We start from the raw sequence: 24,781 nt of genomic DNA, 5'->3' as shown, positions 1-24,781 counted from the left end.
TCCTTATTTCGGCAGGAGTTGCGATATTCGCTTACGTTTGACCGGCGCTGGTTCTTCAATAACCGCACCCGGCAGCTCGTAATTGATTTTTTCTTCCTGTCCAACTGGCGCTGGCAGGAACTTATCCGGATCGGCTTCGAGGTTGGCGGCCCGGACGTTGAGTTTTAACCCCATATGTTTGAGACCGCACAGCGCGGCATAGCTGTAAACGAGGCAGTCAAGCGCTTCGTTAGCTCGTCCTGGTATTGCTTCCCAGATACTGTACCGCTGCCCGGAAATGACTTTGTAAACCAGTCGCTCCGCCAGCAGCTGATTGAAGTACCCGAGATCGCGATCGTCAGGAAAATGCATATAACCCGCAGCGGCGGCGCCAGGTTTGGGTGGCTCAAGATGCAGGCGACCGCGTATCACGTCTTTCGCTGAGTTAACCCCCAGAATGACAGGGCGGAAACTGGCTTTGCTTTTCGATGATGGTCGTTTGGTCGGCCAGACAGGATTGCGTTTGCCTCCCTGTGCAGACTCCCCCTTAATTGCCCAGACACGACGGCCAAGACGCTCTTTGGCGAATTCGTATACCTTCTGCGTATGGTGGCCGCCGGAGTCCATGCACGTTGCCATGATATTCAGGCCGCGCCCGTCACCACGTCGCCAGATCTGTTTCAGGTATGCATCCAGTCGCTTCCAGGGTTCTTCCGTCTCAAGGTCACCATAAATAACGTCATGCGCGACCGACCACGATTCTTCATCTCTCCCCCAGCCGGTGATCGTAATTTCGAAGCGATCGTCCTGGGTATCAACTCCAGCTGTTAACAATGCCACCCCGTCCGGAACGACGGCCGGAAATATTTCCCGGCGCGCCAGCAGAACATCAACAGGGAGCTGTTTCCCATGATTAGGTCGGTGCGGAAGCCCCATCTGGGTATTCCACCACGCCTGTTCCTTATCCGGATCGCCCTTCGCATCGATATATTTTTTCGCAATATCCGACGGCTTATCTTTTTGCCAGGGGCTGAAAAGCTTGGATGCCTGGTACCCCGCGTGGTGGTTATCGACTGCCTCCTTTCCACAGGAGGGGCAGATTGCCCGATAGACCGCATGCCGTTCCGACTCTGACCATTGCCAGACCTTTTCAACGCTGCCCTCGTCTGCCGCCCGCCAGGCAAGGTCATAATCCATCAGCGGTGAATGCCGCTCCCCGCAGCACTCAAATGGGCGCGTCTGATGCCATCGGATAGTGTGCAGAGCTCTGAGGCGCTGTCCTTCGGACCAGCCACTACCACAGCATTCGCAATAGAGCATCGCCGATTTAGTCAGGTGTTTATCCCCCTCTTTCGGCCACTGAACGTGTTTGAAAAAGTCGGGGAACTGGCGGTGGCCACAGTGCGGGCAAACCACAGATGCCCGGCGCTGATCGGAGTCGGCGTAGCTGTCAGCAATGCGGCTCTCATCCTCCACCGTCGGCGAACAGGCGCGTACAGACAGCCAGGTAAGGCCAAATGTCGCTGTACGCTCTTCGGCCAGAGCAATTGGATCGCCTTCGCGTGTTATCGGGTACTTGTCCACTTCATCCGCCAGCAGGACACGAATCGGACGACGCGCAAGGTTATCAGGGCTACCAGCACCCGCCAGCGCCAGAAATCCGCCAGTGAATGCCTTGTAAAGAATGGTTTCTTTCGAGCTTTTCTGTTTCGAATCACCGATGATTTTACGCAGTACCGGCGTCACCCTTACCAGCGGGCTAATACGCTCTTTCGAAAACTGTTCAGCGGCTTCTTCTTTCGGCTGCAGCAGCAGTATCGGACAAGGATCGAGGTGGGCAAAATAGCCAAAAAGGTTTTCCAGCAGTGCTGTCTTCATCAACTGGGTACAGCACATTACAGTGATGATATGAACCCCGGACTCCGTCGCGGCAAGCATCGGTCCGCGGGCAATTTCTACCGTCGATGTTTCCCAGTTTCCCGAAGTGCTCCCAGCCTCTTTTGCCAGCTTACGATAGTCATCTGCCCACTGCGGCACACTGATACGCGGCGGGGGTGTCCAGCCTTTGCGGACGCTTAATTCAAGACGCTCAATCTTCTGCCGGGTTAAACTCTGGCTCTCCGAGGACTGAGATGTGTTTGTGGACATGTTCAATCAGCACCTCTGTCATCCTGTCCGCCGGTACATCCAGATCAGCAGCCATTAGCGGCGCCACCCTGGACGGCCAGTTAAGCCAGGCATCACGCTGTTGGCGAAAGGCGTTGAATAAAACCTCCTCGGCTGCTGTCAGCTCAATAAGCTGGCCGCTGTCTTTTTCATACTGCAGCTTTGCCTGCAGGGCCATGTAATTCTCGCGGATACGTCCCGCTTCCTCTCTCGAAAGATCTGCCCCTTCAGTGAGCATTATCTGGCGGACAGTTTTATTGATTTCATCACCGTCATCATCGTTATCGCTAACGACGGGAGTTTTCTTTTTCTTCGCGTTCGAGGCGCGCGGGTCTTTGCCATCGCGGTTTTTCTTCAATGCCGCATCGCTGGCCTCTACGTCAATCAGGTCTCCGTCCATCACAATGAAGCGCCCGGCTTTAATCCACCGGCCAATTGTTTTGCGATCCACACCTGAATGTTGTGCGTACTGACTCTGGTTCATCGTGGTCATGGGACATCACCTGGGACATTTTCTGGGGTGGGACATTCGCCTGGGACATTTTTGCCATGTCCCACCAGAATGTCCCACTGGAATAAACTGGAATAGCCAGAGCTGGCGAGGTGTCCGTAATGATCGCCAGAGGTGGGACATGGGACACAAATCTGAAAGTTGTAGCTAGGAAAACACCGCGGCGCGCAATGCCCGTACCTTACAAAAGTCTCAGGAAGGACCCATTTTTTTAATGGCTTCGACCATTCGCTCCGACTATGATTATTCCTATTCAATACAAGGAGAATGTAATGGGTAACAATATAATCAAAATAACTTTCGTAGCCGCAGTGCTGGCATCACCAATTGCTCATGCCCAGTGGGTAACTAATACTGAAGATGACCTTTTCTCTGGTGGTAAGAAAGCAATGATGCTTGGCGAGGTTTCATCCGACAATGGCGCCATTGTGTTTGACTGCACTAAAGAAAAGCTATCGGCGGCATACGTTGAAATGGATAAAAGCACCGAATCACTATCAGAGGTACCAATGGACCTGATAATGAAGGTCGACGGGAATACCGCAGTGAAGCTCGATGCTACCCTTTCAAGACGTAATGTTCAGAGCCTCCAGATTCAATCGGATGACGCGGACCAACTAAAAACAGTGCTTAAGCAGCTTCAGGGGGCGAAATCCAAAGTGTTAGTTGGTGTGCAAACAAAGGATGGCGGAAACCAGCATTCCATGTCAGCCAATGTTTCTGGATCGACAACTGCAGTAAACAGCTTCATAAAAGCTTGCGAAATTAACTTATAAGTTACTGCTTTTATTTTGCCGTCCTGATGGCTTCTGCTATCGCCTGATTTAAAGCAGACGGTAGCAGTGCGTTCGCCATGGTACGGGCCCTATCCATATACCCCAGCACTGGAGTCACAGGTAGCGCATCACCAAACCGGATCAAAAGCTTTGGAGAACGCTGTTTACGTTTCGGTCTTCGCGTCCCATTAGCGGAGCGCTTGGCCCGTCGCTTCTTAGCTTTCATCGGTTTCTTACGCTGCCAGACAGCGTTAACGCCATCCACCTCACCTACGAATACATTTTCCTTTGCTTTGAGCTGAGAGAGCTTATTACGCGGCAGGTTGCCGTATTTATTAAGCTTTATGTCTTTCGGGTTAAGCAAAGCACTACCATTGAGCTTATGCTCTCCGCCGAACTCGAAAGGTTCTAGGTAGCCAGCAGCAGTATCACGAACAAACACCTTTGCACGAAGGCTGTTTTTCCTGGCACCAACTGACCCTACCGATTTAACTGTAAAAGGTGTTGGATTATCCAGATGCCGCTCAAATGCTGTTTTTTGGGCTACCTCTATCTGGCGAACCACTTTAGTCATCGCCTGGGCAGTCGCAAACGGTATCTGCTTCTGCAGCTGTCTTAACTGACTGGAAAGGTCTTTAAGCGTCGCCATAACAGTCTCCGTAAGTATTGCCATTATCAAGCCCACTACTTGATGGGACTGTGATGTACGTATTAGCTCGGGTGTGCCGATCTTTAACCGGATAGCCATCGTAAAGGTGCGCTCGCCTTTTCCTTCTTATTTGACGATTAACACGTACACCACAATTCGTCATTATCGCAGGCACTCAGTGAATGCCTGCTGTAATGCGATGGTGAAGGCAATACAAAAGTTATAGTGGTTCTGAGACGCGTCTATGGTTTGAAATCCAACGGAAACTCCTCACCGATAAGGTCCGGCGTAAGGGGTAATAAACCATCATCACTGGCGGTCTGTATAGCTTTAACTGCCGCTTTACACAATTCCGGGTTCCCTTCTACTACATGCATATTGTTGATTTTATTTGTTCCTTTCGGCTGATGAACACGGATAGTGCATGTATCTCCGACATATCTACTGGCATATGGAAATCTACTTTCAACTGCCTCTTTAAATTTTACAGCCCATTGATTGATTATGGGGAACTCCTGTCTCTGCTTTGGTGTTAATGTTTGTTGTTTTGGCCCCTGACATCCCACCAGGAATAATACGAGGAAACATAAAAACTTACTCATTCTGCGCTCCTTACTAAATGTTTCCGAAGTTATAACATATATACAAACGAAGAATGAACGAGCTATTCTTGCTTTGTATTGCAGGCATCTACACAGGGCCTGATGTAATGCTTAACAGTCGGCAACTAGACGCTCTACAGCACGACATGCCCACCAGCAGGCGAGCTTTGTAATGGCTACGATTCCACCGCGTTATGCAGCACTTCCTGACGGTAAATATGCTCGTAACGAGATACCGTCTTCCCGTTCTGGTTCATCACGTAGGCGACCTCACCGGGTTTAAGGAAAACATTTTTGTCCATTCCAGATACCGCGATGCTCTGCTGTTTGGGATTAAAGCCAACGCTCAGGCCGCAATGAATCTCTTCGCCGCCGCCCGGCGACATCACTTTTACTGTTAACACGCTTCTTCTCCTTCTTCTGCTAATAAAAAGCCCCGCTATTGCGAGGCTATTGGTTACCCTGTTCGATGGGGCAGCGCGGGTTGTCACGAGGTTTATGGCGGAGAGTTCATTTAGGCCAGTTGATGAGAAACAGCAAGCCAATGAAGGCACAGAAAATAGCACCAATACCCGCAATGCCCATTATCAACCAGACCAGAATTGTTCCGATGGTTGCGATCACTTTGACCTCACTTCTTTTTGTTTCTGACAATTCGCCTGCCACGCTTTGTTATGCGCCAGGATGTCTTTCTTCGTCTGGCGGTCCATAACGTTGATGTCGTGATCAGTCAGGTAGACTGGCTTTACCCAGTCACAGCTGGTGTCGATGACTTCAACCTTTGCGGGTCCAGTTTCCGCGCAGCTCGCGATCAACATCGTCATCAGGCATACGGTTAACAGTTTGTTGTACATTGCTGGCCTCTTTGGTGGCTTGTACCCGGCGTTCTGCTGCTGCTTCAGTGGCAGCGGCCTTGTCTTCAGTGCGCTGCTGGTCTGCTTTGGCTTCCGCTTTACTGGCACCGCGTGAATGACCAATGCCAAAAGCTGCGGCGATAGCGCCAAGAATGGCTACTGCTACCGTGATGATTAACTGCACTGTGCTCATGCTTCCACCTTCGGTTCAAAGGATCGAACGTTCATGGGTTCCCCTGACGGGAAAGACCAGTTCAGCCAGGTGAAGGTCTTGAGCTCACACATACCGTCAAACATCTCGCCGGGATCGATATCTTCGTAGCTGCAGACGATATGAAGCTCATTACCTTGTGCCTGAAGAACAACCGTATCTGTCTCCCATCGCGGGAGTAAGATGCGCAGCCACTTTTTCATACCAGCACCGTTTTCGCTTGCCCGAAGCGTGCGCGACGATCTTCAAGTCCGTTCGTGCCGCCGTTAATAATCTTCGTCACCTGTATCAGGTCGCCGGAATACTTCAGGCATCCCTTAGTAGCAAAGAACCACGCTGCGCTTCTGGCTGCATAAATGGGCTCAGCTAACAGCTCAGGCTGTTGAACCAAATCTACCTTCAGGGCATTTCCGCAGTCACGATAGTTATCAAGGAACGTGATGCCGATGAGTCCACGCCCTCGGTATTTCCATCCATCACCAGGCGCATTGTTACCGTAGCGTTTGCTGTAGACCAGGTTTGCAATGGCACGCTGGCGCTCAATCGGTAATGCTCGTTCTTCAGGTCGACGGCCAAGCTCATTAGCCTGGTCTTGTGTGATGCGTCCTGCTCGAATGAAGTTTGCCAACCCCACTACGCTGTAGTTGAAGTTTTCCTGTAGTCGGGTGAAACCTAGCGACTCATGCCCAGCCTGAGCAATGAACATCGCCTGGTCTACCGGCTTGGTGATGCCGAACTCTTTCATCGCATCGCTCACTGGCTGAAACCAGCGCGCAGCTAACTCGGCGCTTAGCCCAGCCGCCTTTTGAAATTGTGATTGGTTCATTAGTGCCTCAGTGCGTCAACCAAGCGCGCAACGTTTCCCCGAGCCCATAGAACGGCGGCGCATATCAGGACGTTCACCAGCACCACGAACCAGTGCGATTCATGGTACAGGCCGAACAGGTAACGGAAAGGGACGCTGGCGTATACCAGCACCGTGAAATAAGCCATCAGCGATATCAGAGGGCGATGTCTCGCCCCGCCGCGCTGGTAGAACATCAGTGCAATAACGATCACAGCAGAGATAATTGCGTTTGCCATCGCACTCGGATCACTTGTTACCATTGCTGGCCCCTCCACCACGTAAACGCGAGAGAATTCCAAACAGGCTACCCAAATCCTGACTGTTGACGAACGTCAGCAGCTTAATAGCAATAGCGGCTACGATTACCGCGCCCAGCGCATCAAGTGGCCTGTCGCTATACCCCGTCCATTTGGAGAAGTAAGAGCCAAGCAGTGGAGCGCCGATAACGCCGAAGATGAATGAGGTGATGAAGTAGCCCACCAGCTTAAGGCGACTGATATTAACCGCCGTAGCGACGTAGAACACCGCACCAGCGAATGCGCCAAACACCACACCGTAATCTATGCCGGTTGCCAGGCCGAACATGCTGGCCCCCATCAGACCACCAGCCGCTACTGTCGTGCCAGAAACAGGATCGGACATCTAGTCCCCCTCTTATTGCCGTGAATCCTCTCAGTGATGAGGGGAATAAAAAAAGCCCGCTTTTGAAGGCGGGCTAATGAGTGACTATTAGTAAGTAAGGTAGGTAGTCGTGAGTCTTGCTAACTGACCTGAGTGAGACAGTATCGGGCTGGTTCACAACGGTTCAGGAGAACCATCAGGCAATTACCTTCAACACACATTTCAAGCGTAGCAGCAGTTTGCAAATTCATAAAAAAAGGCCTGCTTTTTACGGCAGGCTCTCAAGGAATTTGAAACTGTATTGTTGTTGTCATGGTGCCGGGTGCCTCCCGGTGACTCTACCCCAGTCAGCAAAGCCGCGCGCATACCTGCAGATAGCAGTTGACTGGAACGCCCTTTCGCTTAGAAAGGATTCACCACAATAATAAGTTACAACTAATCCATTCTAGCGGTCAATACATCATCGCCGTGAGTCCTCTCAGAACGAGGGGAAACAAAAAAGGCCGCCATTTGACAGCCCTTAGAAACAACAAAACCCCGCCGTAGCGAGGTTTTTTTTATATTTTCTTTCTAACCGTGGACATACAAAGCCATCGTTAGTGTCAAATTACATCAAAAACGGCAACATTGCAAGAAACGTGACGTTAAATTACGCGATATCCGTCAAATTATCGTTTCTTGTTACTTTTTTCAGTTGGGTGTTTGAATAGCTCTCTTCCTGAAAGCAGCGAGAAACAAGCATTTCGTAGAATGGCTTCCAGCTGTAACGCCAGGTGCGATCAGGAAGACTTGGCAGCTCAGAGAATATTCCCCGGTAAGCAACAGATGACTTTGGCCTGCTGTAACCGCGCCCTTCACAGCGCTTGCATTCCTTATAAACAGGTACGCCTTGCAGCTCCGTTGCTTTACGGTCCAGTGTCTTTCCTGTTCCTCCACACTGGCAGCGCTTACTTATTTTCCCGATACCGTTGCATTTTGCGCAGAGTGATTGCTCCACGTTCTTCACCTCCCGCTTCTTTTCGAAAGAAGATGGCGACTGTCCAAGGTCTTTTGCCCACTGAGGAATTCTCATTGTGTAATGGCTTTTGGTGACCGTACCGACTTTTTCAATAAGACCTTTACCGTTGCATTTTGGGCAATCGGATAAATCAGCGGCTGACGATGCATAGTCGTTATAGGCGAACTTAGCGAGGATAAGCATGCAGAGAGGGAATTTCTTTCCGGCGAGACGGCGTACTGCAAAAGGCGCGGATTGTTTGGCGTATTCAGCAAGCCAGTTAATCGAGGCGTCTCTGTCCTGCTTGCTTACACCTGCCTTGCCCAGATACATGGCAAGACCAATTCCGGCGTCTGCCTGTGTCATGCCCAGCGCAGCCATAACATCAGTCACCGTCAGCTGTTCGCTGGCAGTAGCGCGCACACTGTCGGAAATATGCATTCCCTTCGGGGCAAAAAATTTAACAACGTTATCGAGGTCCATGAGCGTCTCCACTTACGCCAGTACGCCGATTTCCAGCGCACGATCTAAAAACCGAAACAACAGCTCCAACTGGTCGCCGTGCTTCGCTTCAAATGCCACAGGATCAGCGTGCAACTCATCGTGATGCGCTCTGCACAGCGGTATCACAAACAGGTCATGCGCTTTAGTACCCATTCCACCCTGCCCGTGGCCTATCAGGTGGTGGGGGTCGTCTGCCGGGTTATTGCAGCAACTGCACTGCTGCGACTTCACCCAGCGGGTGTACTTATCGTTCTCCCAGCGGCGGCGCTTTGGCCTCAGCATGAAAGATTCGGGTGATTCAGGATCGACCTTCACCGAGACTATCTTCTTCACTTTCTCCTGGAGGATTTCAGTCGCCGGTAATGACGGAACAATGTCGCTTTCCCGCATCACTGAGCTGTGCGATTCAGGCTTAATCCTGAGTGCCAGGTTAGCCACTGATTCAGGAATAAGGTCAGCCAGATCGTTACGTACCATCCACCAGCAGAACTCCGGCAGCGTCAGGGTATGGTCAGCGCTGAAACCCAGCATAATATTTACTCTTTCGAGCAGCCATTTTACCAGGTTCTGCATGGCAATTCCTGCCAGTCTTTCAGTGGTTTGTTCACGCAGTTGGTTATCGCATCCCCAGCACAGGCGAATGCTGCCGGGGGCGTGGCGTAGCAGAGTGAAGTCCTTTGAGTGCCATTCGTTGTGCGGCCACTGACATTCGAATTTACGTTCCAGCCAGGCATCAAGGCCACTCAGTCCACCAGCACGCTGAATAATTCTCTCATTCAGGAAAAGTTCCTGCACACTGACATCATCCGTCAGTGGCTGGTGCGCTTCAGGAATCAGTCCAGATGGCAGGTGCTTGATTGCTTCGGAAGGCGTTTCAATCACCACCCGGCCACGACGAAACAGCCACAACAATTCGTTACCAGGGCGAAACAGCACCACCCCGGACAATGGCGCGACTTCAGGTGTCAGTATGGCTCTCACGCAATTTGCCCCTTAGCAATATGTTCAGCCCACAAGCCGCCAATCCAGCGCACGCCCTTTGCAGTAAAGCGGGACTGATTGAATGCGTAGTTAGTCTGGTTGGTAGTCCCTGTCTTAACTTCGAAGCGCCCTGCTTCGATGTGCTTGCTCTTTGGTGTAAGCACACGGTTTAACCGGTACATGATGCCGTTTTCAATGAGGAACATCGCGAACTCTGGTTCTTTGGCGTTAAGGAGCTTGGCAACCTGCCGGAACGTCATTGAGCCAGTGGCTTTGACATAACGATCAACAAATTCAGCCTTAGGCGCTGCTATGGCCAGTTCTTCACTCAGGCGTTGCTTCTGTTCGGCAAGGTCGGCAGCGAGGCGAAGTGCTTCAGGTAGTGTTTGCGGTACCACCAGCCCTGCCCCGCTCTCCAGTTCCTGCCAGCGGTCAACCAGACGGGCGGTAAACTCCGGGCACAGCTGCGCGACGATCACATAGCTGTCTCGCTTGTTAACTTCGTAGTAGTGGTAAACCTGCTGGTTCTGAGGGTGGGTGTACTGCAATGCAGCATACCCCCCAATTACGCCAGAATTCATGAGGCGCTCGATGGTTACACAGACGTTGCTGTGGCGCGAGTCGACCAACTTTGCAATCTCACGGCTGGACATCGTTATTTGCTGCCCCATGGCTGCGGCGTGGTGAGTCGGACACATTACGGTGATATTCATCTGATTCATGCTCTTCTCCACTTATCAGGCGGCTGCACCCGCCAGAGGTTCATGTTTCTTGATCGATATCTCTACTCGTCCACCAGGTACTTTCGGCCCCCACTCCACCAGCATTCTCTGCACCTGACTGTCATCCTCCCAGATGCCAGCGTGAGTAAGCGCGTCAAAGAGAGCCTTGTTGTAATTGTCGATGTCGCGGCGGCGTGCATCTGGTGGAAAGAGAAGTATCTCCACCGCAGCTGGTGACGATGATGGTTTTGGAAGGCAACGCAGCTGCTCAATAATCGCTGCACATGCCGCACTCTGATATGCCCTGCCTTTCTCACTGATAAGATGGCGGCCTTTTAACGGCCCCTTATTCGGGGCTCGCCAGTAGGTGTTTACGCTCGGAGGGAACGGGAGCACCAGTTTCATACAGTCACTCCCTGTTTTTTCAGCCATTCAACAGCGTTAACTCTTGCCTTGTCTCCACCGGATAACAGACCTTTAATGATCGCTACCGGATCAGCATCCAGTTCTGTTTTGACGACGGTAATGCCCCTGGCAGCGCCAGGAGCAATGGATAGGTAACCTTTTTTCTTTAGCGCCTTCACATGCTCAGCAGCAGCGTTCTGCGATGAGCAACCAATCAGTTCAGCAAGTTCGGACAATGTTGGTGGGAAGCCAACCCTTTCGATGTGAACCTTGATAGCTTCATATACTTCACTTTGGCGCGGCGTTAATTCGATCATGACTCGACTCCATAACGCCCGTTCAGGCGCCCGATTACGCTGTTGAACATCACCAGGCTTACGCCCATCGGTTTAACCTTCTCGTGGTACTCCTTCAGGATCGGAGGTACAACGACATTCCAACTCGGCTTAGGCTTTTTCTTCAGGGCTTTTTTAATGGCATCTGAGCATTGACGGGCAACGTCACGAACCGCGTTCTCCTGCTCGGTTGATAGTTTTATCATGCTGCATGCTCCCGGTTATTTGTGACAGGAACAGCAACACCGGGAATCAACTCGACTGCAGCTGACTCGGCCTGATTACCCCAGTGGTCCCAGCCAGGCGCACCACAGCGGCTGAACAGTTCGATTCGCGGAACGTCCCCGTAAAGCTTCTCCAGACGGAAACGCGCCTCGGCTGGCTTTTGGCTGTGCTCCCCGAGTGGGCTGTAGATTACCTGCTTGATGCTGGCGCACTGCCGTTCAAGTCCATTCCCCCTGGAGGCGATCAGCATGTCTTCGGTATTGGCTCGGGTGTAGTTGCCGCCGTTCATGCGGGTCTGTACGTTCAGCAGGTCGAGGAAGTCGTAAAAGTCCTCCACTCGACCAGCCTGAAGGGCTTTGTTGATGTGCTGCTCTGCCAGCTGGTTGAACTTAACCCAGGTGAATCCCTTCATAGTGCGGACCTTAAAGCCCCACGCCTCAGCCAGTTCGATTGCCTCGCGGGTGTGTGTACCTGTGAACCACATAGCCAGAACAGCATCATCGGCAGCAAGGTCCCACACTGGAAGGCGCTTCATGTCGATAAGCTTCATCGTGCCGTAGTGATTGGTGGCAGCGCCATTGCTGACAGTGTTGCCATATTCCCAGGCTGGGTCAGCGTAAATCAGAGAGTATTTCATCAGACGTTCCTCGCTCGGCCAGCCAGACACCATCCATCACCAGATGGTTTGGCACGCTGAACCATGTTCAGGCAGCGCTGGCGCTCCTCCATAATCTTTTCCCGCATCTCTTCGCTTTTGGAGCGGTTGAAGGCATCCATCAGGACAGTGGCGGCACGCAGATAAAGTCCCTTGTCAGATAACTCTTTAGCCTTGTCCATCATCGCAATGACAGCAGGGTTTGGTGCGCTTTCCTGTTTTGGCTCAGGCATCACTTCAGCTTTTTCTACCGGGTAGCGCGGGACAATAGGCCCAATTGGACCAACAGGTGCCTTTGCGTAGTAACGGAAGTTAGGACGCACACCTTTGCGCTCAGCGCGGTTAAGCATGACCAGGCGGCATACCGCACGCTGAACACTGTGCAAGGCATACTCCGGGAGTGCTGCAGCGATCTCTTTGTTCGTCAGTCCAGGGTTATTGGCTACGAATAACTGAATTGTTTTCAGAAAGCTCATTGAGTACCTCCGGAAACACGGAAACCTGAGTTGGCTGGAACGCTGTAATCAACGTTCTGGAAGTTGGCCTTAAAGTTTTGGTCAGCGCTACCGCCGAGTTGCCAACGCCCTTTGACACACGCAGGCCTTCCGCGCTTTTGCCATTTCTGAGCCTTGTCAAAATACTCAACGCAATTTTCTGGACCAAAGAGAGTGCTCGGGCGAAGGTAATCATCCATTTTTGGATCATCAGCCCATTTTGCTGTGAGATAGTCCACCACCAGCATCAGGTCTTCAGCGCTGTAGTTTTCTGACAGTCTCCCCCTGATGTATCCCAAAACGGTTTTATTGCGCCCGCCCTTCCCGTATGACGATCCAGTAACCTCGTTGAAATGGGATAAGACACGAATTGCCGGATCGATGTCGTCTGGTTGCGGCGCAACCGGACAAATAGGTTTTTTAATATCTGTAGTATTCTCTGTTGTATTCTCTGTAAGAACATCAGTGCATTTTGACCTGATGAGAGCGGTTCTTTTTGACCCGATGGAGCGTTCCACTTTGACCTCTTCCATCGGTTCATTTTGACCTGATGGAAGAGTGCATTTTGAACTCTTCGATTTGGTCACTTTGACATCATCTAAAAGCTCGCTTTCGTAGTTGATCGTGTAGTAGTTCGTCATGTCGCGCTGAGACTTGTTCAGCTGCTCAACTTTGAGCACGCCGAGGTTCTTCAGGCGGGTGAATGTGCGCTTCAGCGTAGACTCAGACCAGAACGGGAACTGCTCCAGCCACTGCTCGTTGGTGTTGTAAATCCAGCGCACGCCGTCACGCTCCAGTCCGGAGGTGGTTTCTTTAAGCCAGTAGTTAACCTGCTGCAACGCAATGGCCTCGTTCAGGCCAATGCTGTATGCAAGGTCAGGGTTTATCACTATCGGCCGGGATGGCATCAACAGGCTCATGGTAGTCCTTTAACTCTGTAAATTTACGCTGGAATTGTTCAAGAGGGCTGAAGCACTCATGATCGTACCCTTCGCGAAGGTATATAACGCGTCGGGTCTGTGGCTCCCATCTGATGACACGGACCGGGACGCCGTAGTGGTCTTTGAATCGCCGGTTAACTTCAGCCATTCCTCGCGCCCCTTCTCGTTCATCTGAGAAAAAGCCTCTACCATCGCGTTCTCAGGCTGGTAGTTGTTCGCACCAGTCTGGTCGTTTAATCTCTCCACATAGCCGAACGGGGAGTCTTTTCCCACCACTGGAAGGCATCTGAATTGCTTCGCTGGTCTCAATCGGTTTAAACTGTTCATGCGTTAGTTTCTCCACTGAATACGACACGCCAAGACGCCCGGAGCTGCACACTCGCGGGCGTCACTTTTTTTGGCTTTGCTTACGGCTAAACAGCGCGACAATCGCGCGGATTTCTTCTTCACGAGCAGCCAGGTGACGGCGGTGATATTCGTTAATTTCTTCCGCTTCATGAGGTTCTATCACTCCGTCTTCCAGTGCTTTTTGAATTACGGTATCGACACGTCCGCGTGCTGCTGATGTACGCATTGCGCGATCAAACAAGTCGACACGATCCAGGTCTTCCAGATGCGGTACGTCCACCAGCAATGCGCCGCGACGACGTGCAAAGTAATCTGCCAGGAGAGACGTGTTTGAAATGTCCTCCATCGCTTCCAGCTCGTTCACTTCGAAAAAGCGGCAGCCGTTCTTCTCGTACAGGTTGTTGTTGAACTGCGTCACTGACATGCCAAGAGCACCGGCCATAGCTTCACGGCCACCGGGGTACGCTTTGCACATCGCTTTGACTACTTCTTTCAGGCTTGGCTCTACCATGTTGTTTTTCCTTTGGTAGTTTTCAGACGGCTGCTTTCGCATTACGATTGCCTTTACCCGATGCGTCATCAGCAACCTGGTAGCGGCTCGGGTATAAAATATGTAATTCGCTGATCTCGCCTTTGAAGAACTTGGCTAAACGTTCTGCCAGTTCAACTGATGGAACCTGTTCACATCTTTCAATGCGACTTAAAGTTGCCGGGTCGACCTGTACGCCTGTTGCAACATGCAACAAGGTCATACCGTGCGATTTACGCAATTTTCTTAACGGTGATTGCATAAAGCCTCCTTTATTTGCGTATTACGCATGTTATTCCATGCAGGCGAATTGCGCAAGTTGCTTTGCACGACACGCAAAAAACACTTGTAATGGACGCATGAATATAGGATCTCGCATCAGACAACTTCGCCTCGCGAAGAACATGAAAATCGCAGAGCTTGCTGAAACTGTGGGGGTTGATGCTGCCAACATTTCCCGCCTGGAAACAGGCAAGCAAAAGCAGTTTTCAGAACAAACACTTAACCGACTTGCTCACGCTTTAAGCGTAAAAGTCCCTGACCTATTTACCTCGGCAGAAAATGAGGCTACTGTATATTTAAACAGTGAAAGTGATTCATCATCACGTAGGATTGGTGATGTTTATAGAGTCGAGGTACTTGATGTGAGCGCAAGCGCCGGAGCAGGACACATACAGAGCAGTGATGTTATTGATGTCATACATGCTATTGAATACAGCAATGATCAGGCATTAACTATGTTTGGAGGCAGGTCATCTTCTGGCGTTAAAGTTATTAACGTTCGTGGTGACAGTATGGCGTCAACCATCGAGCCAGGAGACCTCATTTTTGTTGACGTCAACATAAATGAATTTGATGGCGATGGTATATATGTGTTTGGTTTTGATGGAAAAATATACGTAAAACGGCTCCAGATGATTCCTGACCAGCTTCTTGTTATCTCTGACAATCCAAAATATCGGGAATGGAGTATCACAAAAGATAACGAGCATAGATTCTACATTTATGGAAAGGTTTTAATAAGCCAGTCGCAATCCTTTAAACGGCACGGCTAGCAAGATTTACAGGAAAAAAAGACCTCACGTGAGGTTTTTTTTTGCCCACAAAATTGCGTAATATGCATTTTAATACTTGCGTTACTCGCAATTAATGATTATCTTCTAGTCATCGGCATATGGCACATGTGCCGCAGCGGTCTGGGGATTCCTTAGGCAGTATCCCGATCCAGCGGGCAGCCGGAATGTGCAAGCCAGTTGTGTACGACAGCCAGAGACGTTTCACCAGCGTGGCGATCAGGTGACAGCCCAGACGATATCTGAGTGGCTTAAAAAACAGATGGGAGCCGGTGGAATCCCGGCACATAACATGAAAGCGCATTCCATCAACTATCGGTTGTGGATGACAGGTAAGTAAACAGGCGGAGTGCGCTTCCAGTTGTGATGAATTGCAGCCCTTTGAGGCAACCAGAAGATAAGCACCTGGCGTCACAGCACTATTGAACATGGCGAAAGCCGAAAGACTTGAAGGCGGTTTTCTCAGGTTGCGCGCTAAAGAATAGCGGGGAGAACCTGGGGCGGAGAGCAAACCCCGCGATGCAGGACTTGAAATACCTCACAGACCAATAAGCCGTCAGGCAGCGTAACTGCCCTTTACATCAGCCCCAGCGAGGTGGCGCCGCCGGACCGGGGCTGGTGAATCGCAACACAACATGAAAGCGCATTCCTCTTTTCACTGATGGGGATCGGTTTGTTACCTGGCGGAGTGCGCTTCCAGTTGTGGTAATGCGGCTCTGCGCACGTGACGAGGCCAATAAGTTTATTTCAACTTTGAAATGAATACGTTTCTTAAGGTGTAGCGTCGCCGGTTCTGGCCGGTCCGGCAGGTGGAGGCACCACCGCCACAACAAATTCATTGCTGTGTGTAGTCTTTGCCCATCACATCGATGGGCACCTTTTTTACACAAGAGACAAGGGCATCACCGGGCGACGGGCTCATTCCCCAATCCACCCGGGCGCAGAAATGGTGGTTGCAGCCGTCAGTGATACGCAGGTGCCCTTTTCTGTTGTGTATGGAGAAGTTCCACTGGCGGTGGCAGCCGCCTCACTGAGGGTTAAACCATGAGTAATGACCGCATGACCGTAGTGCCCGATTTCCTGGGCGAACTGGATGCCGGCGTGTTCATGAACAAGATCGCGGCAGCTTTAAACACTACCGCGCTTGGCGTTCTGAACAACGGTACCAAAGGCAAAGTAGTCCTCACCTTTGATATTGAGCGTATGGGTAACTCCGTCGAAGAGAAGCGCGTCAAGATCAAGCACAAGCTGAACTACGTCACCCCAACCCCGCGCGGTAAAGCCTCCGAAGAAGACACCACCGAAACACCAATGTGGGTTAACAAAGGCGGCAAGCTGACCATCCTGCAGGAAGATCAGGGGCAGCTGTTCGGGATCAACGGCGGCGTTGACGGAAAGCTTAAAGCGGCACAGTGATCCGCAGCAGACAAATCACTGATATCCCTTTGACCACATATTAAGGAAATTTTATGTCCCAGATTTTAGACGGCAATGCCCTGCAGCAGGTGAAAGACCTGGTTCTTTCCGGTTACCACCTGGAAGCAGCAAAAGTTACGGCATGCCCGACTGCCCTGCTTCCTCAAGGGGTTAACGTAGAAAGCCTCGAGCGTTTCGGACTGGAGCGTTTTCGCTTCCGTGGCGCCATGACCACAACCAGTATTCCTGATTTTGTGCGTTACGCCGCAGGCTACGCCAAAGCCGACGAACCAGCACGATGCTTTATCGATGCTGACAACATGACCGCACGCTCAGTGTTCAATATCGGTACGCTGGCTAACCCTGGCCATGCTGATAACGTCGCATCTATCACCCTCAAAAAGACAGCGCCATTCCGAGCCCTACTTCAGGTAAATGGCGATCGACTGGGCCAGAAAGAAATCGCTGAGTGGCTGGAAGACTGGGCCGACTACCTCACCGCATTTGATGCCGAAGGGAAGGTGCTGCCCATCTCACAAGCAGCTGGGGCTGTTCGCCGCGTCAACATTAAACAAGTCTCAGAATCAGCTCATGAAGACGAAGACTTTGGCGGCAAAAAGTCCCTGATGCAGAGCGTTGAAGCCAGCAGTAAAGACGTCATGCCGGTGGCCTTTGAGTTCAAATGCGTGCCATATGAAGGACTGGGCGAACGCCGCTTTAGCCTGCGTAACAGCCTGCTTAAAAGCGGGGAACCGGTGTTTGTACTCCGCATCGTTCAACTGGAAGCCCAGGAAGAAGCTATCGCCAACGAGTTCCGTGACCTGCTGATCGAGAAGTTCACCGACAAGCCGGTTGAAACCTTTATCGGTAACTTTAAAGCGTAATTTCTCTGCATTAAATCCCCGGCGCTGCGGGGATTTATTGAAGCGTAATTCCCTTTATTAATCGCCAATGGCGAGGGATTCGTACAACCAAAATCTGGCGCAGGTGCAGCTGCCAAATATGGAGAAGAAAAGACGATGAGTTATATCCAGACACTTTCAGGAAAGAAATTCGATTACCTCAATTCAACCGCTGACGATGTGGAGATCGAGGATATCGCGACCGCACTTTCCCACATCTGCCGCTTCACTGGTCATCTGCCGGAATTTTACAGCGTGGCCCAGCACTCGGTGCTGTGCAGCCAAATTGTGCCGCCAGAGTTTGCCTTTGAAGCCCTGATGCATGACGCGGCCGAAGCGTATTGCCAGGACATCCCTGCTCCTCTCAAAGCTCTTCTGCCGGATTATCAACGCATCGAAACGATGGTTGATGACCTGATCCGCACCAAATTCAGCATAACCTCTGATATGTCAGCGGTAGTGAAATATGCCGATCTGGTGATGCTTGCCACTGAACGCCGCGATCTGGATATCGACGACGGTTCACTCTGGCCTTGCCTCGAAGGTATTCCGGCCAGCGACATTATCCAGATCGTTCCTCTTCGCCCAGGCCAGGCATATGGCTTGTTCATTAACCGTTTCAATGAGCTTACGGAATCACGCGCATGCCTCGCATGAAGATAAAAGAACTGGTAGCCGCAGCCCATGCTGCGGCGGGGAAACTGCCACCAGCAGAAGCCTCTCTGATGCGTGAGGTAGCCACTCGCCTGGACGTTACATTTGCCGCCTTGACGGAATCGATGGACCAGCGAATGAGCCTTGACGCCGAAATTAACCATCTTCGTCAGGAGTCCGTCCAATGACCACCAACAAATACGCGACTCTCCGCGGCACAATCGCCAGAGCTAAACGCAACGACTGCCAGAAGGTAGTGATGCGTGTGACGTTAGTTGAAGAACTTCTCCTCCAGCTGTCAAACGCTGAGAAGCGGATTGCTGAGTTGGAGGCGAGCCACCGCAACCTTCGTGAGGCAATGGCTGGCATTCACAACACAATCACTGGCGGTGGGGCTCATACGCCGCTGGCGGCCATTCTGAATGCATCCAAACGCGCATACGAAGAGTCGGCCGCCGCAGCCGGCAAAGGAGAGGCATCATGATCACCTTCACCAAAGAACAGCTTATCGCTTCTGCGCACGCGCGTATTGAGTTTGCAGAGATGATGCTGGCTGGAGAGTTAGAGCCCCTCAAAGAGCGCACATGGTCAATTGAACTGGAGCTGGCGCGTATCGCGCTGGCATCGCTCGAAGCGGAGGCTGTGGCATTCAATCCTGCAATTCTGGATGTGGCATCTGAACGCCAAAGACAAATGTCCATCGAGGGATGGACTTCTGAGCATGACGACGCCTATCAAAATAGTGAGCTGGCAGATGCGGCAGCTTGCTATGCGATTAACGCACACAATCAAGGCTTCTCAACGCCTGCGCATTGGCCGTGGGATCCTGAATGGTGGAAGCAATCTGGGGCTCGTCGTGACCTTGTGAAAGCAGGTGCACTTATTCTGGCTGAAATTGAACGCATAGACCGAGCAGCCAAAGGAGAAAAGTGATGCTAACTGATTTAGATACATTACGCCTTCGATTCGAAGCTTCTGAGCGTGAGTCAGAACATGGATTTAACCTGCACAAATACGGTATTGCATACGCCGATGAGGCAACACAAGCAAGATGGGAAGCGTGGGTAGCCTGCCGCGCCGCCATGCTTCAGGGTGCCGATGGCAACTCTCTGGTGATTCCGGATGGTTGGGTGATGGTGCCGGTTGAGCCGACGGAGAAGATGGTTATCGAAGGCTTCGAGTCGGAGCCAGACGAATTCTTCAGTAAATCTGAAGTGTGGGAGGCGTATCAGAAAATGAGTGGCTGCGAACAAGCAGCGCATCGGGCCAAGTTATGCTGGGCAGCGATGCTCTCAGCAGCACCACAGCAGGAGATGAAGCTGTGACTAAATCAGAATTCCTCCAGAAGGTAGCGGTGCTGGCCGGTGAATGCCATAAGCTGGCCTGTGAGCTGGACATAGGCGATGAACGAATAGAGATGTTCGAGATTTATGAAGTGCTTCGCCGAATCCAGCGGAGTGGTGCAGCCGGTGAAATGCTGGCTGCAACAAACCCTTTACTATCCCCTGGAATACCTGAGGACACTGAATGGGTAAATTTCCATAAAGAGGATGATGCCTGATGCCTAAGACAATCATCATAACCATCGAAATTGATGTTCCGGATCACGCTACCGATAGCGACATATCAGATTGGGTAGACGTCGAGTACGGGCAGTGTGGTGGACAAAAATTAGATAACCCCTACCGTGGCGATGCCACTGAAGTAATAAACCATTCATGGAAATTTGAGAGCTAACGATGAACGATTTAATGATTGACCTCGAATCAATGGGGAAAAAGCCAAACGCGCCGATCGTCTCAATTGGTGCCGTCTTTTTTAACCCCCAAACAGGTGAACTTGGCCAAGAATTTTACACGGCCGTCTCGCTTGAAAGCGCAATGGCTCAAGGCGCGGTACCGGATGGAGATACAATTCTTTGGTGGCTAAAACAAAGCCCTGAAGCGCGCTCAGCTATTTGCGTTGATGATGCGATGCCTATCACTGATGCACTGTCGGAACTTAGCCATTTCATTCACCGGCATGCATATAATCTCAAATACATGAAGGTCTGGGGTAACGGGGCCACCTTTGACAATGTGATTCTGCGCGGAGCTTACGAACGCGCCGGACGCATTTGCCCGTGGGAATTTTGGAACGATCATGATGTACGCACGATTGTTACCCTCGGTCGCAGTGTTGGTTTCGATCCGAAGCGTGACATGCCTTTCATTGGCGATGTTCACAACGCCCTGGCTGATGCGCGCCATCAGGCAAAATATGTGTCAGCAATTTGGCAGAAAATTATCCCTGCCACCAGCACCAACGAGTAAACCACTCAGCCCGGGTGCAGCCGGGCTTTATGGAGAAGGAAACCATGGCAAAGCTAATGAAAGCGAGTCTCTGGAGTAAGCGCGAATTTACCAAAGACTCCATTCCTGACAACCGTACAATTAAACGTTGGGTCGAAAACGGATTACTCATGGGAAGGATTGTAGATGGTTCAGTTTTTGTCTATGAAACCGAAAAGTGGGGAGTTGACTCAATTGTTAATCAGGCGGTACGTCAGTTAATAATTGAGGGTTGACCATGGCAGCAAGGCCACGAAAAAAAGAATACCGCCATCTTCCTGATTATCTTTTTTTTGATAAAGATCGTGGCGTGTATAAGTTCACGCTTATAACTGGGAAAAAGAAAACTCTCGGTTCGGATCGAGTAATGGCTATCGCCATCGCCCGAGAATATAACCTGAGGATGCGCCCTGAAAATACACCATCGATAGATTCATTAATTCGGGAATCGGGAGGGCTGAATGGTGAAGCCCACCCGTTTTCTGAACATGTTGATCGCATTATGGAGAGAGCGATCAAAGATGAGCAGCCGTCTAAAAGCACACTTGACGATTGGAATAATGATGCCATCAGGGTTAAAGAATTTTTTAATAACATACCCGCATGCGACATTGAGCTTGAGCACGTAAATGCCTACATACGAAATTATCATTCTGAATCGTCGGCCAATGTTCAGAACCGAAAAGTTAGCTTCCTGAAAAAGCTATTCTCTTATGCTGTTGATGAATCGCTAATGATGGATAACCCTGCAACACGGAAAAAAATGCGGCGTGTCGATAAAAAGGTCCGCCGGCGACTTACTTTGGAGCAGTTCCTGGCCATACATGCAGCTGCTGAACCTTGGCTGAAGACTGCAATGGACCTTGCAATACAAACTACGCAAGCGCGCCTGGAAGTTTCCCGGATCCGGTACTCGATCAAGGAACCTAAAGAAGGGGTTTGCGGCTGTGTATGGTTCGATCAGGAAGAGGCTGGCATATTCGGAACGCTTTACATTCATCGGCAAAAAGTGCAGCACAAAGAGGCCTCACACGTAGCTATTCCGATCGGCATGGCCCTGAAAGAGATCATCGACAACAGCAGAGACAATGTGGCCAGTCCTTATGTTGTTCACCGGCTTCTGGAAAAGAGAAGCAATCCTATAAGCAAGGAAGTTAACCACCCAACACAGGTGGCCCCTGATTATTTGAGCAGGGCATTTTCAGAGCTGCGGGACCGGATAGGTGTAGCGGCAGAATTACCTATCAAAGAAAGGCCAACTTTCCACGAGATTAGAGCGCTGGCGGCTCATATTTTCGAAAGACAAGGTATCGATCCGCAGGCAAGGATGGCCCATAGTGATGCAAAATCGACAAAAATTTATACCCAGAACCATGTTGAATGGGTAGAAGTTCCTCATGCTGAAATTGTCTTTAAAGCCGGGTGATGTATGGGGAAAAACCTACCCGTAACTCATTGATGTATATAGTGCGGATTTTGCAAAAAATGCACTGTTTGCATATACAGTCAAACATGCCGTAGCACCAGTATTTACAAGGGTTGCAGCGGCTTTAACGCAGTGACATGGGGTGTCGGGGGTCGGAGGTTCAAATCCTCTCGTGCCGACCAAAAACATATTGAAAACCAGCCTGATGGCTGTTTTTTTTATTTCGCCTCGTCCGGCGTTTTGCGCAGATACACAAGCGTAGTCAGACAAATCACCGCTCCGGCATAAAACGTATATTCCGCGCCAAACGTTTCCCATATCGCGCCGGCTCCCACGCTGGCGATTAATAATCCCACGCCGCTGACCAGACTAAAAATACCGAAAGCCGTGCCGCGCAGATCGGGCGGTGCGGTTTTAGCGATCATTGCCGCCAGTAGTCCCTGGGTCATACCCATATGTATTCCCCAAAGCGCGACGCCTAAAATGCCCCCCATCCAGTGGCTGCTCAGCGCCAGAACAACATCTGCACCAATCAGCACCATTAGCCCCCACTGCAGAAGCCGGGTGTGGCTCATGCCATCAGAAAGTTTGCCAAAAGGGTATGCGGAAAGGGAATAGAGTACGTTCATGACCACCATCACCAGCGGAATAAGGGCCAGAGGAACGCCCGACTGCTGCGCACGAAGGACGAGAAAAGCCTCGCTAAACCGGGCAAGCGTGAACACTGCACCAAGGCCAATCACCCACCAGCACGCTTTACCCAGCCGCCTTAAATTCTCTCGTTTAATGGGATTAGTACGTTTATGTTCGAGGGGAGTTTTCGGCTCCTGAAGGCCAAAATAGAGCAAGGCAACTGAAAGCAGACCGGGGATAAGGGCTATCCAGAAAACAGTGCGAAAGTCGTTGTCCAGCAATAGCATTAAGCTTACGGCCAGTAATGGGCCAAGAAATGCGCCTGTGGTATCCATTGACTGACGCAGACCATATGCCGCACCACGCATTTCCGGCGGCGTGACGTCTGCAACCAGTGCATCCCGCGGTGCGCCCCGTATCCCCTTCCCCGTACGATCTATCAGACGTGCGCCTAAAACCATCCCGGAAGAGGAGGCTAATGCGAAAAGAGGTTTGCTTAGCGCCCCCAGGCCATACCCTAGCAGGGCCAGCCCCTTACGTTGACCCAGGTAGTCGCTTATCGCCCCCGAAAAGACCTTAATAAAAAGCGCAGTGGCCTCCGCCAGCCCTTCAATCAGGCCGATAAACAGCACGCTCGTACCGAGGGTGGTCATCATAAAAAGTGGCAGCAGGCTGTGAATACTCTCTGACGAGATATCCATCAACATACTGACGCCTCCCACAACCCAGACGCCTTTGGGGATCTGGCTGAGCACTGGAAATCTGGAACGCATCTACTGCTCCTGCTTTAAAAACAGTTGCCTGAATGCTTACAGGATAGGATATCGCGGATTAAAAAAACCTGAGGAGAGTGGGATGAGACCATAAAAAAAGCCATCCGGCAGGATGGCTTAGTTATCGCAGGTCGACGCCTAATGCTTCTCACGTCCGCCCAGGAAGAAAATGCCCAGCGGGATGGCCAGCAGAACGGTGAACACCAGGCTGTAGACGAAGATCATCGCCGACTGCAGGACATACATGCTGGTTGTCCAGGCTGAGAGGGGAATATTGTACTGTTCGATAACGCCAACAATGGTTGCCCGCCCTACGCACGCGGCTGCAATCATAAATACGACCAGCAGCGCCAGGAGGAACTTGCGGCCTTCAGGCGTTTTCAGTTTTGCACGAACCATCTCTCTTCCCTTTTACAGATGAATAACAATATATAGGGTCTAAAATAACACGAACTGGCACCCGACTCCACACCAGCATAAACAACCACTAAACAGGTAAATTAAAAGCGCATAACGCTACCTATAGTGAAAATGTAAGTAAATAACACCAATCATTCATCATTGTTATGTTAACCTGCGCAAGATCGTTTTGACATAAAGGAATGACAATGAAAAACGCACCTAAATTTGCCATCGCCCTCATCGCCGCCGCGTGCGTCAGCAGCAGCGCTTTCGCCAGCGAAACCCCAAAACAGCAGCCGCTGGAAAAAGTGGCTCCGTACCCGCAGGCGGACAAAGGGATGAAGCGTCAGGTGATTCAGCTGCCGGTTCAGCAGGATGAAGCGAACTTTAAAGTGGAACTATTAATTGGCAAGACGCTCGAAGTGGACTGCAACCAGCACCGCCTGGGCGGTCAGCTGGAAAGCAAAACCCTGGAAGGCTGGGGTTACGACTATTACGTCTTTGACAAAGTGACCTCTCCGGTCTCTACCATGATGGCCTGCCCGGACGGCAAGAAAGAGAAGAAATTTGTAACGGCGTATCTGGGCGACAACAGTCTGTTGCGCTACAACAGCAAGCTGCCGATCGTGGTCTATACGCCTGAAAACGTGGAAGTGAAGTATCGCATCTGGAAGGCTGATGAGAACATCGGACAAGCCGTAGTACGTTGAAATTAAGTCGGGTGGCGGCTTCGCCTTACCCGACCCCGAAAGGGTGCGCTCTGGTGCCCTCACCCCGCCCCTCTCCCACTGGGAGAGGGAGAAAACACTAAAAACGGTAA

At 51.1% G+C, this 24,781-nt stretch carries 40 protein-coding genes; 15 read left to right on the top strand and 25 right to left on the bottom strand.

From position 1 onward, the window contains the following. Window positions 1-3: 3 nt before the first annotated feature. Window positions 4-2,127, bottom strand: a complete 2,124-nt coding sequence (locus QMN93_RS05505) for a phage terminase large subunit family protein (protein ID WP_001515591.1) — start codon at window positions 2,125-2,127, stop codon at window positions 4-6. Beyond that, window positions 2,069-2,638 carry a hypothetical protein gene (locus QMN93_RS05500; protein ID WP_000210383.1) on the bottom strand — a complete coding sequence of 190 codons (570 nt, stop codon included), beginning with the start codon at window positions 2,636-2,638 and terminating at the stop codon, window positions 2,069-2,071. The genes QMN93_RS05505 and QMN93_RS05500 overlap by 59 nt, the downstream gene beginning before the upstream one ends. A gap of 290 nt (window positions 2,639-2,928) precedes the next feature. Here QMN93_RS05500 and QMN93_RS05495 point away from each other — a divergent pair, with 290 nt between their 5' ends. Continuing rightward, a complete protein-coding gene (locus tag QMN93_RS05495) occupies window positions 2,929-3,432 on the top strand; it encodes a hypothetical protein (RefSeq protein WP_001472855.1) in 504 nt (167 codons plus the stop codon). A gap of 10 nt (window positions 3,433-3,442) precedes the next feature. On the opposite strand, the gene QMN93_RS05490 is transcribed toward QMN93_RS05495, so the two are convergent. The 21 genes from QMN93_RS05490 to QMN93_RS05390 form a co-directional block, all read right to left on the bottom strand. Then, window positions 3,443-4,081, bottom strand: coding sequence for a hypothetical protein (locus QMN93_RS05490; RefSeq protein WP_045888937.1), 639 nt, complete (start codon window positions 4,079-4,081; stop codon window positions 3,443-3,445). Window positions 4,082-4,323: 242 nt separating this feature from the next. Then, window positions 4,324-4,683, bottom strand: a complete 360-nt coding sequence (locus QMN93_RS05485) for a cell envelope integrity TolA C-terminal domain-containing protein (RefSeq protein ID WP_045888909.1) — start codon at window positions 4,681-4,683, stop codon at window positions 4,324-4,326. A 176-nt stretch (window positions 4,684-4,859) separates the two neighbouring features. Beyond that, window positions 4,860-5,087, bottom strand: coding sequence for a hypothetical protein (locus QMN93_RS05480; RefSeq protein ID WP_045888911.1), 228 nt, complete (start codon window positions 5,085-5,087; stop codon window positions 4,860-4,862). A 106-nt stretch (window positions 5,088-5,193) separates the two neighbouring features. Further along, window positions 5,194-5,349 (bottom strand): hypothetical protein, encoded by a 156-nt coding sequence (locus QMN93_RS05475; RefSeq protein ID WP_158002600.1) that lies wholly within the window; start codon window positions 5,347-5,349, stop codon window positions 5,194-5,196. A 108-nt stretch (window positions 5,350-5,457) separates the two neighbouring features. After that, window positions 5,458-5,730 (bottom strand): hypothetical protein, encoded by a 273-nt coding sequence (locus QMN93_RS05470; RefSeq protein ID WP_049015390.1) that lies wholly within the window; start codon window positions 5,728-5,730, stop codon window positions 5,458-5,460. Beyond that, window positions 5,727-5,951, bottom strand: coding sequence for a hypothetical protein (locus QMN93_RS05465; RefSeq protein WP_049015387.1), 225 nt, complete (start codon window positions 5,949-5,951; stop codon window positions 5,727-5,729). Before QMN93_RS05465 ends, QMN93_RS05470 begins: the two co-directional genes overlap by 4 nt. Beyond that, window positions 5,948-6,574, bottom strand: coding sequence for a glycoside hydrolase family 19 protein (locus QMN93_RS05460; RefSeq protein WP_049015383.1), 627 nt, complete (start codon window positions 6,572-6,574; stop codon window positions 5,948-5,950). Before QMN93_RS05460 ends, QMN93_RS05465 begins: the two co-directional genes overlap by 4 nt. Beyond that, window positions 6,574-6,855 (bottom strand): phage holin family protein, encoded by a 282-nt coding sequence (locus QMN93_RS05455; RefSeq protein WP_022648766.1) that lies wholly within the window; start codon window positions 6,853-6,855, stop codon window positions 6,574-6,576. Before QMN93_RS05455 ends, QMN93_RS05460 begins: the two co-directional genes overlap by 1 nt. Next, a complete protein-coding gene (locus tag QMN93_RS05450; protein WP_022648767.1) occupies window positions 6,842-7,237 on the bottom strand; it encodes a phage holin family protein in 396 nt (131 codons plus the stop codon). Before QMN93_RS05450 ends, QMN93_RS05455 begins: the two co-directional genes overlap by 14 nt. A gap of 628 nt (window positions 7,238-7,865) precedes the next feature. Beyond that, window positions 7,866-8,696, bottom strand: coding sequence for an antitermination protein (locus QMN93_RS05445; protein WP_049015381.1), 831 nt, complete (start codon window positions 8,694-8,696; stop codon window positions 7,866-7,868). 12 nt (window positions 8,697-8,708) lie between these two features. Beyond that, entirely contained in the window at window positions 8,709-9,698 is a 990-nt protein-coding gene (locus QMN93_RS05440; RefSeq protein WP_049015378.1) for a DUF968 domain-containing protein, read from the bottom strand. Then, window positions 9,695-10,411 carry a phage antirepressor KilAC domain-containing protein gene (locus tag QMN93_RS05435; RefSeq protein WP_338417353.1) on the bottom strand — a complete coding sequence of 239 codons (717 nt, stop codon included), beginning with the start codon at window positions 10,409-10,411 and terminating at the stop codon, window positions 9,695-9,697. The genes QMN93_RS05440 and QMN93_RS05435 overlap by 4 nt, the downstream gene beginning before the upstream one ends. 24 nt (window positions 10,412-10,435) lie before the next feature. Next, complete coding sequence (locus tag QMN93_RS05430; protein WP_023293909.1) at window positions 10,436-10,825, bottom strand: RusA family crossover junction endodeoxyribonuclease; 390 nt, start codon at window positions 10,823-10,825, stop codon at window positions 10,436-10,438. Continuing rightward, on the bottom strand, window positions 10,822-11,142 hold the full coding sequence (locus tag QMN93_RS05425; RefSeq protein WP_086527745.1) for a LexA family transcriptional regulator: 321 nt from the start codon (window positions 11,140-11,142) through the stop codon (window positions 10,822-10,824). Before QMN93_RS05425 ends, QMN93_RS05430 begins: the two co-directional genes overlap by 4 nt. Continuing rightward, a complete protein-coding gene (locus QMN93_RS05420; protein ID WP_049015371.1) occupies window positions 11,139-11,366 on the bottom strand; it encodes a hypothetical protein in 228 nt (75 codons plus the stop codon). Before QMN93_RS05420 ends, QMN93_RS05425 begins: the two co-directional genes overlap by 4 nt. Beyond that, complete coding sequence (locus QMN93_RS05415) at window positions 11,363-12,022, bottom strand: MT-A70 family methyltransferase (protein WP_323619167.1); 660 nt, start codon at window positions 12,020-12,022, stop codon at window positions 11,363-11,365. The genes QMN93_RS05420 and QMN93_RS05415 overlap by 4 nt, the downstream gene beginning before the upstream one ends. Next, the gene (locus QMN93_RS05410; protein ID WP_323619168.1) at window positions 12,022-12,516 is read right to left on the bottom strand and encodes a hypothetical protein; all 495 of its coding nucleotides are present in this window, start codon (window positions 12,514-12,516) and stop codon (window positions 12,022-12,024) included. The genes QMN93_RS05415 and QMN93_RS05410 overlap by 1 nt, the downstream gene beginning before the upstream one ends. Continuing rightward, window positions 12,513-13,454, bottom strand: a complete 942-nt coding sequence (locus QMN93_RS05405) for a conserved phage C-terminal domain-containing protein (RefSeq protein ID WP_049015364.1) — start codon at window positions 13,452-13,454, stop codon at window positions 12,513-12,515. Before QMN93_RS05405 ends, QMN93_RS05410 begins: the two co-directional genes overlap by 4 nt. Next, window positions 13,411-13,623, bottom strand: a complete 213-nt coding sequence (locus tag QMN93_RS05400) for a DUF4222 domain-containing protein (protein ID WP_075202225.1) — start codon at window positions 13,621-13,623, stop codon at window positions 13,411-13,413. The genes QMN93_RS05405 and QMN93_RS05400 overlap by 44 nt, the downstream gene beginning before the upstream one ends. Window positions 13,624-13,863: 240 nt before the next feature. After that, window positions 13,864-14,334, bottom strand: coding sequence for a YmfL family putative regulatory protein (locus tag QMN93_RS05395; protein WP_049015358.1), 471 nt, complete (start codon window positions 14,332-14,334; stop codon window positions 13,864-13,866). Between the two features lie 22 nt (window positions 14,335-14,356). Beyond that, a complete protein-coding gene (locus QMN93_RS05390) occupies window positions 14,357-14,614 on the bottom strand; it encodes a helix-turn-helix transcriptional regulator (protein ID WP_032675104.1) in 258 nt (85 codons plus the stop codon). A 97-nt stretch (window positions 14,615-14,711) separates the two neighbouring features. Between QMN93_RS05390 and QMN93_RS05385 the strand changes: the two genes are divergently transcribed. The 13 genes from QMN93_RS05385 (at window position 14,712) to QMN93_RS05325 (ending at window position 22,153) form a co-directional block, all read left to right on the top strand. Then, a complete protein-coding gene (locus QMN93_RS05385; RefSeq protein ID WP_119312194.1) occupies window positions 14,712-15,407 on the top strand; it encodes a helix-turn-helix transcriptional regulator in 696 nt (231 codons plus the stop codon). Window positions 15,408-16,469: 1,062 nt separating this feature from the next. Beyond that, window positions 16,470-16,841 carry a hypothetical protein gene (locus QMN93_RS05380; protein WP_016247397.1) on the top strand — a complete coding sequence of 124 codons (372 nt, stop codon included), beginning with the start codon at window positions 16,470-16,472 and terminating at the stop codon, window positions 16,839-16,841. Between the two features lie 53 nt (window positions 16,842-16,894). Beyond that, window positions 16,895-17,725 carry a YfdQ family protein gene (locus QMN93_RS05375; protein WP_193139756.1) on the top strand — a complete coding sequence of 277 codons (831 nt, stop codon included), beginning with the start codon at window positions 16,895-16,897 and terminating at the stop codon, window positions 17,723-17,725. Window positions 17,726-17,860: 135 nt separating this feature from the next. Further along, entirely contained in the window at window positions 17,861-18,400 is a 540-nt protein-coding gene (locus tag QMN93_RS05370; RefSeq protein ID WP_061091835.1) for a hypothetical protein, read from the top strand. Further along, complete coding sequence (locus QMN93_RS05365; protein WP_016247400.1) at window positions 18,388-18,585, top strand: hypothetical protein; 198 nt, start codon at window positions 18,388-18,390, stop codon at window positions 18,583-18,585. The genes QMN93_RS05370 and QMN93_RS05365 overlap by 13 nt, the downstream gene beginning before the upstream one ends. Next, complete coding sequence (locus QMN93_RS05360) at window positions 18,582-18,881, top strand: hypothetical protein (protein ID WP_226852658.1); 300 nt, start codon at window positions 18,582-18,584, stop codon at window positions 18,879-18,881. The genes QMN93_RS05365 and QMN93_RS05360 overlap by 4 nt, the downstream gene beginning before the upstream one ends. Next, window positions 18,878-19,330, top strand: coding sequence for a hypothetical protein (locus QMN93_RS05355; RefSeq protein WP_226852651.1), 453 nt, complete (start codon window positions 18,878-18,880; stop codon window positions 19,328-19,330). Before QMN93_RS05360 ends, QMN93_RS05355 begins: the two co-directional genes overlap by 4 nt. Continuing rightward, a complete protein-coding gene (locus QMN93_RS05350; protein WP_193139760.1) occupies window positions 19,330-19,722 on the top strand; it encodes a hypothetical protein in 393 nt (130 codons plus the stop codon). The genes QMN93_RS05355 and QMN93_RS05350 overlap by 1 nt, the downstream gene beginning before the upstream one ends. After that, window positions 19,719-19,958: a hypothetical protein gene (locus tag QMN93_RS05345; protein ID WP_063157278.1), complete on the top strand. Its 240-nt coding sequence runs from the start codon at window positions 19,719-19,721 to the stop codon at window positions 19,956-19,958. Before QMN93_RS05350 ends, QMN93_RS05345 begins: the two co-directional genes overlap by 4 nt. Continuing rightward, window positions 19,958-20,134, top strand: a complete 177-nt coding sequence (locus QMN93_RS05340; RefSeq protein ID WP_193139762.1) for a hypothetical protein — start codon at window positions 19,958-19,960, stop codon at window positions 20,132-20,134. The genes QMN93_RS05345 and QMN93_RS05340 overlap by 1 nt, the downstream gene beginning before the upstream one ends. Before the next feature lie 2 nt (window positions 20,135-20,136). Then, window positions 20,137-20,709 (top strand): 3'-5' exonuclease, encoded by a 573-nt coding sequence (locus QMN93_RS05335; RefSeq protein WP_016240149.1) that lies wholly within the window; start codon window positions 20,137-20,139, stop codon window positions 20,707-20,709. A gap of 44 nt (window positions 20,710-20,753) precedes the next feature. Then, a complete protein-coding gene (locus tag QMN93_RS05330) occupies window positions 20,754-20,963 on the top strand; it encodes a hypothetical protein (RefSeq protein WP_001515618.1) in 210 nt (69 codons plus the stop codon). A gap of 2 nt (window positions 20,964-20,965) precedes the next feature. Beyond that, the gene (locus QMN93_RS05325; RefSeq protein ID WP_167818416.1) at window positions 20,966-22,153 is read left to right on the top strand and encodes a phage integrase Arm DNA-binding domain-containing protein; all 1,188 of its coding nucleotides are present in this window, start codon (window positions 20,966-20,968) and stop codon (window positions 22,151-22,153) included. A gap of 218 nt (window positions 22,154-22,371) precedes the next feature. Here the strand turns inward: QMN93_RS05325 and QMN93_RS05320 are convergent, their stop codons facing one another. Both QMN93_RS05320 and QMN93_RS05315 read right to left on the bottom strand, forming a co-directional pair. Further along, window positions 22,372-23,559: an MFS transporter gene (locus QMN93_RS05320; RefSeq protein WP_182383818.1), complete on the bottom strand. Its 1,188-nt coding sequence runs from the start codon at window positions 23,557-23,559 to the stop codon at window positions 22,372-22,374. Window positions 23,560-23,697: 138 nt separating this feature from the next. Continuing rightward, window positions 23,698-23,958 carry a DUF2534 family protein gene (locus QMN93_RS05315; RefSeq protein ID WP_008500962.1) on the bottom strand — a complete coding sequence of 87 codons (261 nt, stop codon included), beginning with the start codon at window positions 23,956-23,958 and terminating at the stop codon, window positions 23,698-23,700. A gap of 209 nt (window positions 23,959-24,167) precedes the next feature. Here QMN93_RS05315 and eco point away from each other — a divergent pair, with 209 nt between their 5' ends. Continuing rightward, window positions 24,168-24,671 (top strand): serine protease inhibitor ecotin, encoded by a 504-nt coding sequence (eco, locus tag QMN93_RS05310; protein ID WP_033146052.1) that lies wholly within the window; start codon window positions 24,168-24,170, stop codon window positions 24,669-24,671. The last annotated feature ends 110 nt before the right edge of the window (window positions 24,672-24,781 follow it).

Origin of the sequence: Enterobacter sp. R-1.6.2 (assembly GCF_035064085.1) — a bacterium.
Taxonomy (GTDB): Bacteria; Pseudomonadota; Gammaproteobacteria; order Enterobacterales; family Enterobacteriaceae; genus Enterobacter; species Enterobacter asburiae_B.
Note: the sequence above shows the minus strand (reverse complement) of the source record. Positions and strands in the feature narration are given on the sequence as shown.